This is a genomic window from Sphingobacteriaceae bacterium GW460-11-11-14-LB5 (assembly GCA_002151545.1).
Lineage (GTDB): Bacteria > Bacteroidota > Bacteroidia > Sphingobacteriales > Sphingobacteriaceae > Pedobacter.
On sequence record CP021237.1, the window covers coordinates 3,782,567 to 3,798,052 of the forward strand.

Annotated in this window: 14 protein-coding genes; 3 read left to right on the forward strand and 11 right to left on the reverse strand. The window is 38.5% G+C overall.

Going from position 1 to position 15,486, the window contains the following annotated elements; translation table 11 throughout:
* Positions 1 to 14: 14 nt before the first annotated feature.
* Both CA265_15005 and CA265_15010 read left to right on the forward strand, forming a co-directional pair.
* Entirely contained in the window at positions 15 to 1,346 is a 1,332-nt protein-coding gene (locus CA265_15005; protein ARS40891.1) for a porin, read from the forward strand.
* 79 nt (positions 1,347 to 1,425) lie between these two features.
* Positions 1,426 to 1,992, forward strand: coding sequence for a hypothetical protein (locus CA265_15010; protein ID ARS43007.1), 567 nt, complete (start codon positions 1,426 to 1,428; stop codon positions 1,990 to 1,992).
* Between the two features lie 431 nt (positions 1,993 to 2,423).
* Here the strand turns inward: CA265_15010 and CA265_15015 are convergent, their stop codons facing one another.
* From CA265_15015 to CA265_15045, 7 genes are all read right to left on the reverse strand, one after another.
* A complete protein-coding gene (locus CA265_15015) occupies positions 2,424 to 3,593 on the reverse strand; it encodes an RNA methyltransferase (protein ARS40892.1) in 1,170 nt (389 codons plus the stop codon).
* 33 nt (positions 3,594 to 3,626) lie between these two features.
* Positions 3,627 to 4,838 (reverse strand): hypothetical protein, encoded by a 1,212-nt coding sequence (locus CA265_15020; GenBank protein ARS40893.1) that lies wholly within the window; start codon positions 4,836 to 4,838, stop codon positions 3,627 to 3,629.
* Between the two features lie 109 nt (positions 4,839 to 4,947).
* Complete coding sequence (locus CA265_15025; GenBank protein ID ARS40894.1) at positions 4,948 to 6,477, reverse strand: GMP synthase (glutamine-hydrolyzing); 1,530 nt, start codon at positions 6,475 to 6,477, stop codon at positions 4,948 to 4,950.
* A gap of 239 nt (positions 6,478 to 6,716) precedes the next feature.
* Positions 6,717 to 7,115, reverse strand: a complete 399-nt coding sequence (locus CA265_15030) for a PIN domain nuclease (GenBank protein ARS40895.1) — start codon at positions 7,113 to 7,115, stop codon at positions 6,717 to 6,719.
* Positions 7,112 to 7,339, reverse strand: a complete 228-nt coding sequence (locus tag CA265_15035; GenBank protein ARS43008.1) for a prevent-host-death protein — start codon at positions 7,337 to 7,339, stop codon at positions 7,112 to 7,114. Before CA265_15035 ends, CA265_15030 begins: the two co-directional genes overlap by 4 nt.
* A 153-nt stretch (positions 7,340 to 7,492) precedes the next feature.
* Complete coding sequence (locus CA265_15040) at positions 7,493 to 7,951, reverse strand: cytidine deaminase (GenBank protein ID ARS40896.1); 459 nt, start codon at positions 7,949 to 7,951, stop codon at positions 7,493 to 7,495.
* Between the two features lie 64 nt (positions 7,952 to 8,015).
* Positions 8,016 to 9,623 (reverse strand): MFS transporter, encoded by a 1,608-nt coding sequence (locus tag CA265_15045; protein ID ARS40897.1) that lies wholly within the window; start codon positions 9,621 to 9,623, stop codon positions 8,016 to 8,018.
* Between the two features lie 150 nt (positions 9,624 to 9,773).
* On the opposite strand from CA265_15045, the gene CA265_15050 reads away from it, so the two are divergent.
* Positions 9,774 to 10,400: a lysine transporter LysE gene (locus tag CA265_15050; protein ARS40898.1), complete on the forward strand. Its 627-nt coding sequence runs from the start codon at positions 9,774 to 9,776 to the stop codon at positions 10,398 to 10,400.
* Between the two features lie 572 nt (positions 10,401 to 10,972).
* On the opposite strand, the gene CA265_15055 is transcribed toward CA265_15050, so the two are convergent.
* The 4 genes from CA265_15055 to CA265_15070 form a co-directional block, all read right to left on the reverse strand.
* Entirely contained in the window at positions 10,973 to 12,874 is a 1,902-nt protein-coding gene (locus tag CA265_15055; GenBank protein ARS40899.1) for an amidophosphoribosyltransferase, read from the reverse strand.
* 262 nt (positions 12,875 to 13,136) lie between these two features.
* The gene (locus tag CA265_15060; protein ID ARS40900.1) at positions 13,137 to 13,955 is read right to left on the reverse strand and encodes a glutamate racemase; all 819 of its coding nucleotides are present in this window, start codon (positions 13,953 to 13,955) and stop codon (positions 13,137 to 13,139) included.
* Positions 13,956 to 14,273: 318 nt separating this feature from the next.
* Complete coding sequence (locus CA265_15065; protein ARS40901.1) at positions 14,274 to 14,852, reverse strand: hypothetical protein; 579 nt, start codon at positions 14,850 to 14,852, stop codon at positions 14,274 to 14,276.
* A 63-nt stretch (positions 14,853 to 14,915) separates the two neighbouring features.
* Entirely contained in the window at positions 14,916 to 15,446 is a 531-nt protein-coding gene (locus CA265_15070) for a hypothetical protein (GenBank protein ARS40902.1), read from the reverse strand.
* Positions 15,447 to 15,486: the final 40 nt, after the last annotated feature.

A 15,486-nucleotide genomic window follows, 5' to 3' on the forward strand; every position in this document is an offset into this window, starting at 1 on the left:
AAAAAATTGATAACATGTGCCGCAATTCTGCCAAAATTAAAAGCGTTTATTTCTCCTTAACCATTGTTTTACTATTCATTTCCGCTACAGGATATGCTCAAAGAACAATTAATGATGTAATGGATTCTACCACGGTAAACCATTTGCTCATTATTTCGAAGAAATATGGATCCTTATCTTTTAGTGGCTATTTACAACCACAGTTTCAATTGGCGCAATCGAACGGCACTCAGGCAGAATATCAGGGTGGTAACTTTGGCGAGTATACCAATAATCGGTTTAGGTTAAGAAGAGGGCGTTTAAGAGCAGATTATATGATGTTAACCGATGATGGAAGTCCTTCTACCTATTTTGTGCTTCAGTTTGACGGAACAGAACAGGGCGTAGCCATTCGGGATTTCTGGGGACGTTACTATGAGAATAAATGGAAAATACTGGCAGTAACTTTAGGGCTTTCAGGACGCCCGTTTGGGAATGAATTGCAATTATCTTCTTCAGTAAGGGAAGCGCCAGAGCGTGGCCGGATGTCGCAGATTTTAATGAAAACAGAACGTGATCTGGGAGTTACCTTTACTTTAAATCCACGGTGGAAAAACGCCAGATTGAAAAATTTTGTTTTCGATTTTGGTATTTACAACGGACAGGGACTAGCCGGTAGCGGAGAATTTGATAACAGTAAAGATTTTATCTTCAGGTTAAGCCACAAAACCTATGCCTTTAAAAACTTTACTATAGCTGGTGGCATCAGTACTTTACAGGGTGGCTTAAATCACCGTTTGCCCGTAAGTTATAAAATGGATAGAATCAACGATCAATGGAAAATGGTTAAGGATTCGTCAACTTCAACGATCAATAAGGTTGCCCCACGGAGGTATTATGGTGCCGATATCCAGCTTGCTACCAAAACGAAGAGCTGGAAATCGGAGTTAAGGGCAGAAGTGGTATCAGGTTTGCAAACAGGCACTTCAACCACATCAACTACACCGGGCTCCTATCCTGTTGATAGTAAATCAATAGCGCTACCATATTATACCCGTACCTTTAATGGTGCCTATCTTACCTTTGTACAAACCTTAAATAGTACCGACAATCAGCTGATTTTAAAATACGACTGGTATGACCCGAATTCAAAGGTAAAAGGACTTGATATATCCAGCGCCCAGGGACTTTCTCCGGCCGATGTCCGTTTTGATACTTTTGGCTTTGGTTTCCTACATCACTTTAACCCACATTTTAAAGCGGTGCTTTATTACGATATCATTAAAAATGAATCGACCCAAATTCAGGGCTACACCACTGATAGAAAAGACAATGTACTCACCTTAAGAACACAATTCTATTTCTAATAAATAATTGCACAATTGAGGAATTGATACAAATTCCGCTACCTTTGCTTAAAATTGTCCCGCTATGAAATTCGATTTTATGACGTTCAACTTAAGCCAGATCCTGTCTACAACGATGGTGCTCTTTGCTATTATCGATATTTTGGGAGCCATTCCAGTTGTGATCGAGCTACGCAGAAAAGCCGGGCATATCGAATCAGAAAAAGCATCCCTTGTGGCTGCAGGTTTAATGATCCTCTTTTTGTTTGTTGGGGAGTCGCTGTTAAAAGTAATCGGACTAGATGTAGAATCTTTCGCCATTGCGGGTTCATTTGTGATCTTTTTTATTGCGATGGAAATGGTACTGGGATTAACCATTTTCAAGGAAGAAGCGCCTGAAACCGTATCTATTGTTCCATTGGCCTTTCCTTTAATTGCAGGAGCGGGTACAATGACCACTTTACTCTCCTTAAAAACAGAATACCATACCCAGAATATCTTAGTGGGCATTATACTCAATATGTTGTTTGTTTACTTTGTATTGAAAAACACCAACAGGCTGGAAAAACTTTTCGGAAAATCAGGCTTAAATATCTTACGCAAAGCCTTTGGCGTAATTTTATTGGCTATCGCGATTAAATTGTTCAGGAATAATACGGGGCTTTAAGGATGGAGGAGATGAGATGGAAAATGGAAGATGTAGCTTCGTTTTTTACATTAGCTGTAATGACGATCACGCTGTTAAATGACAATGCTTCAATCAATTTGTAACAATAATTGCGTATATTCATCTAACAATAAAGCTCAATATAATGAACAGCTTTGAAGAATATACCTTAATTATTGGAGCCATAGCCGTTTTAATCGAAGCGGTAAAATACTTCAAAAAGAATTTCAAATCCTGGTTTGAACATACGTAGCGTGGGTCGTCATCTCGACTGAAGCGCAGCGAAATGGAGAGATCTATCGGGTTAGATTTAGCTTCGCTGAGCCTTAGATTTCTCGACTGCGTTGCACTTCGCTCGAAATGACGGTATTTCGAAGAAAAATTAATCGAACTTAGTTTAAACACCCCGATCCTAAATCCTCTAATCCTGGCTAATCCTGGCTTTTCTTGATCAACCTCGCCACAAACATGGTATCAGCGTTATTTTCATAACCCTTTATTAACTCCATCTTTTCCAGCTCCAATGGCAGCTGATCAAGCATATGCTGAACAACGGCCTCATTTTCGGCTTCAAAAGCTGAGCAAGTGATATAAATCAGGGGTTTACCTGGCTTTAAATATTTTACAATGTTTTGTACAATACCTTTTTGAATGGTAGCAAACTGATTAATTTTCCTTTCCTCGAAAAACGTGAGCATTTCGGGTGTTCTTCCCCATGTTCCAGAACCCGTACAAGGGGCATCCAGAATGATTCCGTCAAAGGCATAGTGATGCAATATCTGGTCGTTATTCTGCAAAAGATCGATTTCTTTTTTATGGTATTTTTTGATCCCGGCTAAACGGAAACGTTCATCTAAGTTTAAGAGTACACTTTCTCTCAGGTCAGAGACCAAAAGCTCGATCACAGGCTCGAAACTATGCAACAGCAATGTCTTTCCTCCGGATGCCGCACAGCAATCCCACCATTTATCCCATTTGTTCGGTTTAAAATAATTGCCTGTATGTTGCGATGATAAATCCTGAACCTGATAACTGCCTTCCTTTAAAATGGTTTCGAGCTTGGTTCCATTGGGTAAGGCCAAAGCAGTTTCAGAAATGGCTTTAACCGTTATGTTTTCATCTGCTAATGTTGCCACAATAGCTGCAGATTCTTCGGCCGCTACCCTGATAAACAAATCTGGCTGTTTAAAAAACGAAGCAAAAAACGCCTCTTTATCAATATCGCCAGAAAGCGCTGCATGAAAAGGATATACCTCTTTTATATCAAAGTCAGGGTATTTGGCTTTAATCAGGTTTAATTTCTCCGCTAAAGGCAAAACAATACTTTCCACCAGATCAGGGAGATTTTTCTCTACAACAAGACTGAGCGTATCGTGGCACAGGAAATCGGCAATGCTCAAACGTTCTTCCAATGGAAGTGCCGGTAAAGTTTTACCTAACCTAAAAAAGCTATAAATATGTCGTGTAGCCCACCTCCTATCGGATGAACCCATTTGCTTATGTTGCTTAAAATAGCCGGGCAGAAAACGATGCAAGGGCAAACTTCCATCATAATTATTTAAAATCTGTTCAAAGGCTCTTAACTGATGATCTGCTCTCATGCAATAATTAAAATGGAAGAAAAAATGATAGAATTACTCAACTAGGTTTAACGCAAAGTTTTTAAACTTCAGCAACATTAAACTGGTGTTAATATAGCCTAATTTTTCATCATGGATAAATGAAAAGTTATTATGAAGGCCTTTATATTTATCTTTTACCAGGTATTCTCTATAATCCTCTCCGTAATTACTTAATAACTTACCAAAGTAGTAGCCAACATCAAATCCCTTAAATGCATATTCACCAGGTTCAAATCCGTATCTGTAGCGGTATTTTTTAATAAAGGCAATAACCGCGCTGCTTTTATAATCTATTTTATAAGAAGAGCTGATAATGGTATTTAGGTCTTGTAGTTTATCCGTCGGGTAGTTCTGTTTTACCCAGTTAGGATGACCGAATAGATTAATGCCATAACCACCCGTAGGAAGATGTTTTAGTTTATACAATTTTTCTACGGTTGGCAATACAAAAGTCCTGTCGGAGGAGGTAAGCACCACCACATATTCTTTACCTTTGATCATTCTCGTTTCAAAAGCATAAGCTGAAGCATACTCCTGTACCACAAACTTGGTATTGGCTTGAAAATAGCTCCTGATTGGTACAGCAAATTGCTCGTCTTCTGTTTTCTTAGGATTAATCAGCACCACTATCGTATTGGCAGGATTATAGTTTTTAGCGATGTATGTAGCAATCTTTTTTCCATGCAAACCAATATTATTTACAACAGAGATCAGATTTGGGTTATTAAACTCAGCCGGTTCGGAAGCAGCCAAAGGCGATACAATAACGGCATTATTTTCCTTGGCATAATTGGAGATAAATTTTAGTCCATCTGGAAAAACCGGTCCAATAATTAAATTGCTTTGTTTAAAACGTTCATTTTTATATAAGACAGAGATGTGTGCATTATCATCCTGGGTATCAAAAACGTTGAGTTTAAAATTTAAACCCTGAGTGGCAGCAGAATCCAATCCCAGTTTAAAGCCCTGATAAAAATCGATAGGCATGGCATATTTCTCAATATCGGCTTTTGTAGCTGTTTTTAAGTTCAGCTCATCCAATTTAAAGGGAACAAGCAATGATACACTGGCCTGCGAAAACTTTTTGATCGGCTTTTTCTCTGCCGGTTTCTCTTTTTCAACCGGTTTACTCGTTTCGGGTTTAGGTGTTCTAATTTTAGGCGAACAAGCACCCAAAATCAATGTAAACAAAACTGGCAACCAATAAACCTTCCTGAAATTCATACCTATCATTTTTAACAAAATATGCTAGCAAAGTTTATTCCACCTTGCTAGCATAATCATATTATTTGTATATCGACTCCTGACTAAAGACTCAGGACTCCGAACTAAACTATTCCCACTCAATAGTTGCAGGTGGTTTAGAACTGATATCATATACCACTCTATTGATTCCTTTAACTTTATTGATGATTTCGTTAGAAATTTTAGCCAATACCGGATAAGGTAAATGACACCAATCAGCAGTCATCCCATCAAGCGATTCAACCGCTCTTAAGGCAATTACATTTTCGTAAGTACGTTCATCGCCCATTACCCCAACAGATCTTACTGGTAAAAAGATCGCACCTGCCTGCCATACTTTATCGTAAAGGCCTGCTTCCTTAAGGTTATCGATATAAATTTTATCGGCATCCTGTAAGATAGCAACTTTTTCAGGGGTAACCTCTCCGATAATGCGGATACCTAAACCTGGCCCAGGGAATGGGTGACGACCTAAAATAAACGATTCTAATCCTAAAGTGGTACCCACTCTTCTTACTTCATCTTTAAACAAAGTTTTAAGTGGCTCTACTACTTTAAGTTTCATAAAATCTGGCAAACCACCCACATTGTGGTGCGATTTAATGGTTGCCGATGGACCTTTAACCGAAACGGATTCGATAATATCAGGGTAAATTGTACCTTGTGCCAACCACTTTACATCTTGAATAAGATGAGATTCTTCATCGAAAACTTCGATAAACACGCGGCCAATAATTTTACGTTTGGTTTCCGGATCTTCTACACCAGCCAGCTGACTTAAGAATTTATCCTTTGCATCAACGCCTTTAATGTTTAGTCCGAAATCTTTGTATTGCTCTAAAACACTTTCATATTCGTTTTTACGCAATAAACCATTATCAACAAAAATACAGTGAAGGTTTGTGCCAATGGCTTTATGCAAAAGCACTGCAGCAACACTACTATCAACACCGCCTGAAAGGGCCAGAACAACTTTATCGTTACCTACGGTGGCTTTAATATCAGCAATGGTGGTTTCAACAAAAGCAGCAGAAGTCCAGTCCTGGCTGCATCCGCAAATATCAACCAGGAAGTTTTCTAAAAGGATTTTTCCATCAATACTGTGCGTTACTTCAGGGTGGAACTGGATGGCGTAAGTATCAGAATCTTTAATGTGATAAGCGGCCACTTTTACGCTATCGGTACTGGCAATCAATTCAAAGTTTTCAGGAATATCGGTAATGGTATCGCCATGACTCATCCAAACTTGCGAATCGATGTTGATTCCTTTAAATAATTTATTCTCTTGGTTTACAAAATTCAAATTAGCGCGGCCATATTCGCGTGTGGAAGATGGCTGAACGGCACCACCCGAATGTTGGGCAATATATTGTGCACCATAACAAACAGCCAATAATGGATATTTTAAATGGTATTTCGATAAATCGATTTGAGGTGCATCTTCCTGACGGACAGAGTAAGGACTACCCGAAAAAATAACACCTTTTACATCAGGCGTAACCTCAGGAAGATTGTTATATGGATATATTTCACAGTAAATATTTAGTTCGCGAACCCTACGAGCGATGAGTTGTGTAAATTGCGAACCAAAATCGACGATAATGATTTTTTCTTGCATCCGCAAAGGTACCAATTAGATATGAGATTTAAAGCCGGAGATTTGAGATTTTTAGTAGTGTGCGGAGAGTTTTGAGCCGAGGGCATGGCGATAAGCGTTTAGCGCAAGGCGTTTGGAGTCGATTAACCGTATTACAGTCCGGAGTCGGTAGTCCGGAGTCCGAAGTCAATTAACCGATTAAATAATTCATTTCTATGTAATTGGTCGTTACCTATGAACTCATCACAAATGAACTATAATTACCAAACCACCTTTAAACCTGCCGATTGGTATTTATTAATGTTTTCGTCTTTGCTGATTAAGGTTATATCTTTTTGAATAGCTTGCCATATCAACATCCTGTCAAAAGGATCTTTATGCCAGGTAGCATTTAGCTTATAATGACTTGCTGCTAATTCGGGCGAAACGGGCATTAAGTCAAAACCCACATCTTTTGCCTGCCTCATCAATTCATTAGGTTCTAAACCAATGAGATTGAGTTTACCCAGTGCATATTTAAGCGATATTTCCCACAGACTAATGGCGCTAATAAAAATTTCATTTTCGTTATTTTCAATTACAGAAGTTGCCTTATCTGAAAGCCTTTTCGGATCAATTATTGTCCACAAAAACACATGTGTATCTAACAAGTAAATCATAGCCCTAGCAGCTCTTCATCTGTCATTGCAAAATCGTCATTAAAAATCACCTGAGCCTTACCTTCCAGGGGGCCCAATTTCCTTTTAGTTTTACTTTTACCCGATTCGGGAAGAAAGTAGCCAATAACCTCTTTTTTTCTACCATAAGTTACGGCAATACCAATACCCGCTTTAACATCTTCAAGCACCTCAGAAAAGTGAGCTTTAAATTCTCCAACTGACATTGTTTTCATAACTAAAAGTTTTATAATCAAATATAGACAAAACTTGTCAAGTTGTCAAGTTGAAATTGACTTATGTTTTTAGATTTAAACTTCGTTTGCTGATATGCGATTTGCAGTCACCAATGAACCAATGACGAAGGAACCAATGAACCTCTACGATTCAATCAAAACGACCTCAACACCAAACTTCCGTAAAAAATCTACCCCCTCGTCGCTAGGCAAACCTTTATAAGCCGCATACGATTTAGAATAATACACCAATTTAATTCCCGACGACAGAATCAAACGGGCACAGGCAATACAAGGCGATAAGGTGGTGTATAAGGTACAGCCTTCTATCTTCGATCCATTTTTAGAAGCATACAGGATCGCATTTTCCTCAGCATGTAAGGCCAAAGAGCAACTTCCCTTACTATCACGTGCACAGCCATGTTCTGGCCATTCCTCATCACAGTTATGCGTACCGGCTGGCGGACCATTATAACCAATAGAAATAATACGGGTATCTTTTGTGAGTACTGCACCTACATGGGCACGCACGCAATGCGAACGGGCTGCCAAATCGGTGGCAAGGTTCATAAATATCGAATCGAAACTTGGTTTGTCTGTCATTATCAAAATCAAAAAAGCCACAGAAAAATTAATCCCTGTGGCTGCAAAAATACTTTATTAAAAATTAATGTCCGCCTTCGGCAGTAATATTTTCAACGTCAATACCTTGTTTCTTAAGTTCGCCACTCACTTTCCATGCAAAGAAAATTAAATAAGCAAACCCTAAAACAGGAATGATATAAGAATTGTGAATACCAGCACTATCAGCTAATTCTCCCTGAATTGGAGGAATGATCGACCCTCCTAAGATCATCATAATTAAGAATGAAGACCCCTGAGAAGTATATTTCCCTAATCCGGTAATGGCTAATGAGAATATTGATGGCCACATGATAGAACAACATAAACCACCACTAACGAAAGCAAAGATGGCAACATGACCAGTGGTTAGTAAACCAATAATCATGGCTATAGCACCTAAGGTTCCAAAAATAGCCAATGTTTTGGCGGGCTTTTCCTGACCAATAAAAACTGCTAAAATCATTACAGCAATACACAGTGCATAAACATATAAATTACCCACATCCGTACCAGTTGCGTGGTTAACCCCTAAAATAATACCGAAAGCCACAAAAGGCACAATAACAGTTAAAACATTTTTGGTCATTTTAGTTAGATTGAAAGCACTGACCGCACCTGCCCATCTACCAATCATCATACTACCCCAGTATAAAGAGATGTAAGGTTTGATATCCGCATCGGCTAAACCTCCAAAATCTGGCAATTTAAGTAAAGCGCCCAAATTACTTTGAATAGTTACTTCTGTACCTACATACATAAAAATAGCTAACATACCCAAAACCAATTGAGGGTATTGCATTGCACCCCAACTAGCAGCATTTTCCTTTTTTACGAAGTAACCGAATAATAATGCACCTAGAATGATTACAAATGAAGAGTAAACAAAGATAGATGCGCTAATTCCTGTCAAGTTTGCTAGAGGACTCGCAGCTGCAACCATCAAGAAACCTAAAATCATTACAACCAATGGTCCTGTAGGTTTGCTACTTGCTTCAATTTTTTCTGTACTTGTCACATCAGGAAGCTTGGATACACCAAAGAATATTGCAACGCCTAAAAATAGTCCAGCTAAAATATAGTACAAATTATTGATAGAAGAAATTTCCACCACCTTGGCAACAGCATCGTTTGCCGTTCCAAACAAAACAACACTTACGATAACCGGGCCCATCAAACCTCCAAAATTATTAATACCGCCAGCCAGGTTTAAGCGATGCGCACCACTTTCCGGCTCTCCTAAAGCCACTACAAATGGGTTTGCAGCTGTTTGTTGTAACGAAAAGCCTAAAGCAATAACAAAAAATGCAAATAGGATAAATAAAAACGAACCAGAATGTACTGCAGGAATCATTAGAAGGGCACCACCTGCAGAAATAATTAAGCCGGCAATAATTCCTTTTTTATATCCTATTTTGTTTAAAATATCAACTTTTGAGGCCTGTGAAGCAAAATATAAGATTAATGATCCTATAAAATACCCGCCATAAAAGGTAAAATCTATTAATTGAGATTCGAATTGAGTTAATTTAAAATGAGTTTTACAAAAAGGAATAAAGATGCCATTTGAAGCGGCAACGAATCCCCAAAAAAAGAATACAGTTATAATTGTATATAGCGCTGTACCATAATTTTTAGTTGTGTCTTTTGTCATCGTTTGTTATTTGGTAAATTGTTTTAGTGGCTCTAAACATAAATAAAAAAAATGAAAACCCGCAAATTTTATGCAACCTGTGCAACAAAAATAAATGTTATATGTTTAGGTATAAAATTGCATATTCGCATATTATAAACAATACAATGCATGTTTGAAGCCATATTACTAGGTATAGGAGCAGGGATTATTTCGTCGTTTTTAACAGGGCCGGTATTTTTTGCAATGATCAAAACCAGCATAGAGAGGGGCTTCAAAGCTGGGTTTTCTTTAGCTGTTGGCGTAATCATTAGTGATGTGGTCCTAATTGGCCTGGTTCTTTTTGGCAGCCAGTTTTTCGATTATAAAGCAGAATTTGATAAATATGTAGGCACTATTGGGGGCCTGTTTTTGTTAGCCGTAGGTATATATTACCTGGTTTCTAAAATAACCGTGCATTACAATAGCTCGACTTTACAAAAAGTAAGCAAGCGGGGTTACGTCATAAAAGGATTTTTAATGTGTATCCTTACGCCATCTACCTTAATGTTCTGGATTATTGTAAGCGGAATAATCTCGGTTAAGCTGAACAACATGCTGAACGAAAAATTAGTCTGCTTTTTTATCGCCATGGCTACCCAATTGAGTATTGATGGTGCAAAAAGTTTCTATTCGAGTAAACTCCGTTATAAAATAAAGGAAGATGCACTTAAAAAACTAAATAAAATCGCAGGTGTAGTCATCATCTTCTTTGCCATTTGGCTCATTGTTAAAACTTACCTGAAGTTCTACGCCTAACACCCCTCTTCCTCCTGCTTAGTTGCACTCAGGTGGCTTAGGTGGTCAAAAATATAGTTTACCCAAAGCAATTTGTGTCTTAGTGGTAAAACAAACCCCCACGATTGTCACCCTGAGCAAAGACCAAAACAGTTTTTTATTTTTTGAAAAGCAGGTGCAGTACAACTATTATTGTTAGTCCTGCCAATGCTTCAAGTCCTCACCCGATTCTAATTTAGTGCCGATTCATCGGTAAAGGATCGGGCTCCGGGCTTTCCGCGAATGTTAGGTTTAGGTGGGAAAAAACAGTAGCAACTCCATCAATCTCAGAAGTATCGTCATTGTGAGAAGGCTTTTTTAACCGATAAAGCAATCTTTATGACAAGGATCACCAGCATGAAAGATTGCTTCCCCGAAAGGTCGGGACAGGCTGTCGTTCCTCCTCGCAATGACGATCTTCCTTTTGGAATCTGTCAATGGGGAGTCGAAGGGCACTTCTATAGTGTTGTCCGGGGCAAAAAATAAGCACAAAAAAATAGCCCATATAAATATGGGCTATTTTCTATTCATTCCCCTTTAGGGGATTTAGGGGCCTAATAAGCCCTTTGATTGTTTCCTTCTTTCCAATTAACAAAAGCTTTATTTACCACTTTGTTTCCACCAGGAGTTGGATAATTACCTGAGAAATACCAGTCTCCTTTGTTTTTCGGACAAGCTTCGTGCAAGTTCTCTAAACTTTGGTAAATTACTTCAACTTCAGCAACCGTACCTTTTGGAGTAATAATCTGTGCAATTTTAGCCGAAATTTCTTCAGGCGTAAATGGTTTGTAAATATCCTTAACGTGGTTTACAATTTCCTCTTTAGGTAAAAGTAACGAAGCTTTACATTTGGTATAAACATCTTCAATTACCTGCCACATGCCACGCTCCGTTAACAACTGAATAGCCGCATCGAAAGCAACAAACTGCCCCATCCTGCTCATATCAATACCATAACAATCAGGGTAACGAATCTGAGGTGCAGAAGAAACAATAATAATTTTCTTAGGGTGTAAACGGTCAACAATTTTAATGATACTTTGCTTCAACGTAGTACCGCGTACAATAGAATCATCGAGTGCAACTAAAGTATCCTGGTGATTATTGATAATACCATAAGTAGTATCATAAACGTGCGCCACCATTTCGCTACGGTCTGCATCCTGAGTAATAAATGTTCTCAGTTTTACATCCTTAACCGCAAGCTTCTCCACACGTGGTGCTAAAGACAACAGGTCTTCGAGCTGCTGATCGGTTAGCGTTTCTTTTTTATGTAAAAGTATATCTTTCTGGTGCCTGCGCACATATTGCTGAACACCATCAACCATTCCAAAGAAAGCAACTTCTGCCGTATTTGGAATAAAAGAGAATACCGTATTTTTTAAATCGTAATTAACCGCCTGAAGAATTTTATCACTCAGTAAACGACCTAACTGTTTACGCTCGCGGTAAATTTCTACATCACTTCCTTTTGAGAAATAAATGCGTTCGAATGAGCAAGATAATCTTTCGGTAGGCTCGCGGAATTGCTCCATGCTCACCTCTCCGTTTTTCTTGATAATTAAAGCATGACCTGGATCGATCTCTTTAACATCTTTGAACTGGATATTAAATGCAGTTTGTAAAGCTGGTCTTTCAGAAGCCGCTACAACAATCTCATCATCATAATAATAATACGCCGGACGGATACCTGCCGGATCGCGCATAATAAACGAATCGCCATTACCCACCATACCACAGATAGAATAACCTCCATCCCAGGTTTTGGCCGAGCGGCGAAGAATGTTCGCAATATCTAAGTTATCTGATATTTTGTGCGTAATGGCAACGTTATCATGCCCTTCCTTTTTATATTGATCGAAAAGCTCCTGGTTTTCATCATCTAAAAAGTGACCGATTTTTTCCAATACCGTTACGGTATCTGCTTTTTCTTTTGGATGCTGACCTAACTCGTACAATTGCTCCAATAACTCATCAACATTCGTCATGTTAAAGTTACCCGCAATCACCAGGTTACGTGTCATCCAGTTGTTTTGCCTTAAAAAAGGGTGGCAATTTTCGATACTGTTTTTACCATGCGTACCATAACGCAAATGGCCCATTAACACCTCGCCGATAAAGCTTACGTTGTTTTTGAGCCATTCTGTATCCTGCATTAATTCAGGAGTGTTTTCTTGGATATCAACAAATTTGTTCTGCACATATTCGAAGATATCAGCTACCGCATTAGATGCCATACTCCGGTATCGGCTAATGTACCTACTGCCCGGTTTCATATCCAGCTTAATGGTAGCAATACCTGCGCCATCCTGGCCCCGGTTATGCTGTTTTTCCATTAAAAGGTATAATTTGTTAAGGCCGTAAAGTGCTGTACCGTACTTTTGCTGGTAGTAAGAAAGTGGTTTTAACAGGCGAATAAAAGCGATTCCGCATTCGTGTTTTATCTGATCACTCATTGTGTGGGTTTGAAGCCGCAAAGTTATCCTTTTAACTTGTTACAACCTAAAGAAAAATGTTTTCTTTTATTATGATGAGTTTAATCTGACAGATACGCTAAATGTATTCCAATCTGCCTTACCTACTTAAAATCGTGTATTATTAATTAGAATCTTTCTAAATAATTTGCATAGTTAGTGTAAAATTCACAATTTCCAGTTAGCAGTTTACAATTGGCAGTTAATCATTAACCGATTTAAACGGTTAACCAATTAACCAACTTCACATTTTACTCGATTTCAATGGTTCTCCAAAGAATATCGAGGCATGTTCATCAAAAGCCAAAGGATCGCCACTGGTATAGAAATGCCTTTCGCCCTGTTTGGCTAGTTTTTGTTCGATCTCTGGATGTCTTTCTAAATAATCGATCAAACTATTGGCAACGATCTCGCCCTGCGTTAAAACGTTGATGTGATCAGGAAATACTTTTTTCAGCCTGGGCATCAACAATGGATAATGGGTACAGGCCAATAATACACAATCGATGTCTTTTGACTGGCTCAATAACTGATCACAATATTCATTGATAAAAAAATCTGCTCCTGGTTGCAGGTGTTCATTGTTTTCGATCAGCGGCACCCACATCGGGCAACTTTGCTGATAAACTTTGATCCTGGGAAAAAACTTATTGATCTCTAATAGATAGGATTGAGAATTAACTGTTCCCCTGGTTCCCATTACACCAACCTGTTTAGTGCTGGTATACGCGTCTATCACTTCTGCAGTGGGCCTTATAACGCCCAGCACCCTCCTATCTGGGTATTTAGCCGGAAGATCGATTTGCTGGATCGTTCTAAGCGCTTTTGCTGAAGCGGTGTTGCAGGCCAGGATGACCAAATGGCACCCTTTTGCAAAAAGCCATTCTACGCACTCTAAAGTATATTTATAAATGGTATCAAAAGAATGATCGCCATAGGGCGAACGGGCATTATCGCCTAAATAGATATAATTATAATCGGGTAATTTATCGGCAATAGAACGGAACACCGTTAATCCACCGTAACCTGAATCGAAAATACCTATGGGCGAAGAGTTTTGCATGGGTGCTGTTGAAAAATTGTAAAGATAGTTGGAAATATTAGAAAACTTAGTTGGAAGGTTGAAATGTTTTACTCAATAAAGTATCTGTATTTCAATTTCTAATTTGCCGTCATTTCGAGCGGAGTACAACGAAGTCGAGAACCCGAAGGCTCTGCAAAGCAAAATCTATCCCGAGGTAGATCTCTCCACTTCACTGCGTTCCGGTCGAGAAGACGATTTATCTTCCAACAAAAAAGCGGAACTAAGTTCAACTTAATTCCGCAATATCATATTTCCTGACTTGAGACTTAGGACTCAAGACTGGGGACTGACAAAAGACTATTTCTTAGGAGCAGCTGGTTTTGCAGCAGTTGCTGAAATACCTAATTTAGATTTAACTGCAGCAGTGATATCGTCACCACCTTCCCAGAATACTAAATTGTTACCACCTTGTCCGTTTGCGATATCGAAAACGTAAGCTAAACCTTTTTCTTTAGCTACAGCAGAAATTGCAGTTGCTACTTTAGTTTGAATAGGCTGAAACAATTCACCTTGTTTTGTACCTAGGTCCTGTGAAGCTTTAGTACGTGCATCAGTAATGCGTTTTTCCAAATCCTGTAATTCCTGACTCAACGCTTGTAATTCTTTACCCACTACTTCTTTGTTAGCTTCACTTAAAGATTTTTGCTTAGCATCTGCAGCAGTCATTTTACTTTGATATTCTTTGATCATTGCATCAATATCTGCCTGCTTTTGTTTACCTAAGGTTTCTAAAGTGGTTTGAGCTGTTTTAGCCTCTGGTAAATTTGCAAATACCTCCTCAGAATTAATGTGACCCAATTTTTGTTGTGCACTTGCCATATTCGCTGTAAACAATAACCCTGCTGCTACAAAGAATACGTTAATTAACTTTCTCATCGTTTTATTTTACTTTTTTATTTTTTTCTAATTGTTTTTCTTCAAAAATCAGGGGCGAATATACTAATTATTTACAGTCCCTGGTTTATAACCTAATTTTACAATTACGTCATTACTCACATCGTAACTGCTGCTTGCATAAATCATCATTGTTGCTTCACTGCTCTTGTCGAAAATGAAGTCTAAATATTTAGATTTTGCAATCTGTTTAATCGCCTCGGCTACTTTATCCTGAATAGGTTTAATCAATTTTGCCCTGCTTTGAAAAAGATCGCCATCAGGTCCAAACTTAGAACGTTGAAATTCTTTAGCCTGTTTTTCTTTTTCGATAATTTCATTTTCACGGCGCTTGCGCATATCATCGGTTAACAAAACCTGATCGGCCTGATAGGCCTTATACATTCTGTCGATTTCAGAAAAATTCTGATCCACTTGTTGCTGCCATTGTTTAGAGGCAACATCTAACTGACTTAATGCCGATTTATATTCTGGTAAATGCTTCAAAATATACTCCGTGTCTACATAAGCAAACTTCTGTGCAAAGGCACCAAAAGAAGTGCAAAGCAGGAATGCGATAAAAAGATACTTTTTCATTTGTGTGTGTGTTAATGATACAGTTAATAACCTAAGCTTT

Bases quoted from the DNA above. Each gene is read 5' to 3' on its own strand.
- CA265_15050 (ARS40898.1), top strand. From the start codon at position 9,774: ATGTTTGAAGCCATATTACTAGGTATAGGAGCAGGGATTATTTCGTCG.
- CA265_15015 (ARS40892.1), bottom strand. From the start codon at position 3,593: ATGAGAGCAGATCATCAGTTAAGAGCCTTTGAACAGATTTTAAATAAT.
- CA265_15030 (ARS40895.1), bottom strand. From the start codon at position 7,115: ATGATTTACTTGTTAGATACACATGTGTTTTTGTGGACAATAATTGAT.
- CA265_15040 (ARS40896.1), bottom strand. From the start codon at position 7,951: ATGACAGACAAACCAAGTTTCGATTCGATATTTATGAACCTTGCCACC.
- CA265_15045 (ARS40897.1), bottom strand. From the start codon at position 9,623: ATGACAAAAGACACAACTAAAAATTATGGTACAGCGCTATATACAATT.
- CA265_15010 (ARS43007.1), top strand. From the start codon at position 1,426: ATGACGTTCAACTTAAGCCAGATCCTGTCTACAACGATGGTGCTCTTT.
- CA265_15035 (ARS43008.1), bottom strand. From the start codon at position 7,339: ATGTCAGTTGGAGAATTTAAAGCTCACTTTTCTGAGGTGCTTGAAGAT.
- CA265_15065 (ARS40901.1), bottom strand. From the start codon at position 14,852: ATGAGAAAGTTAATTAACGTATTCTTTGTAGCAGCAGGGTTATTGTTT.
- CA265_15070 (ARS40902.1), bottom strand. From the start codon at position 15,446: ATGAAAAAGTATCTTTTTATCGCATTCCTGCTTTGCACTTCTTTTGGT.
- CA265_15025 (ARS40894.1), bottom strand. From the start codon at position 6,477: ATGCAAGAAAAAATCATTATCGTCGATTTTGGTTCGCAATTTACACAA.
- CA265_15060 (ARS40900.1), bottom strand. From the start codon at position 13,955: ATGCAAAACTCTTCGCCCATAGGTATTTTCGATTCAGGTTACGGTGGA.
- CA265_15020 (ARS40893.1), bottom strand. From the start codon at position 4,838: ATGAATTTCAGGAAGGTTTATTGGTTGCCAGTTTTGTTTACATTGATT.
- CA265_15005 (ARS40891.1), top strand. From the start codon at position 15: ATGTGCCGCAATTCTGCCAAAATTAAAAGCGTTTATTTCTCCTTAACC.
- CA265_15055 (ARS40899.1), bottom strand. From the start codon at position 12,874: ATGAGTGATCAGATAAAACACGAATGCGGAATCGCTTTTATTCGCCTG.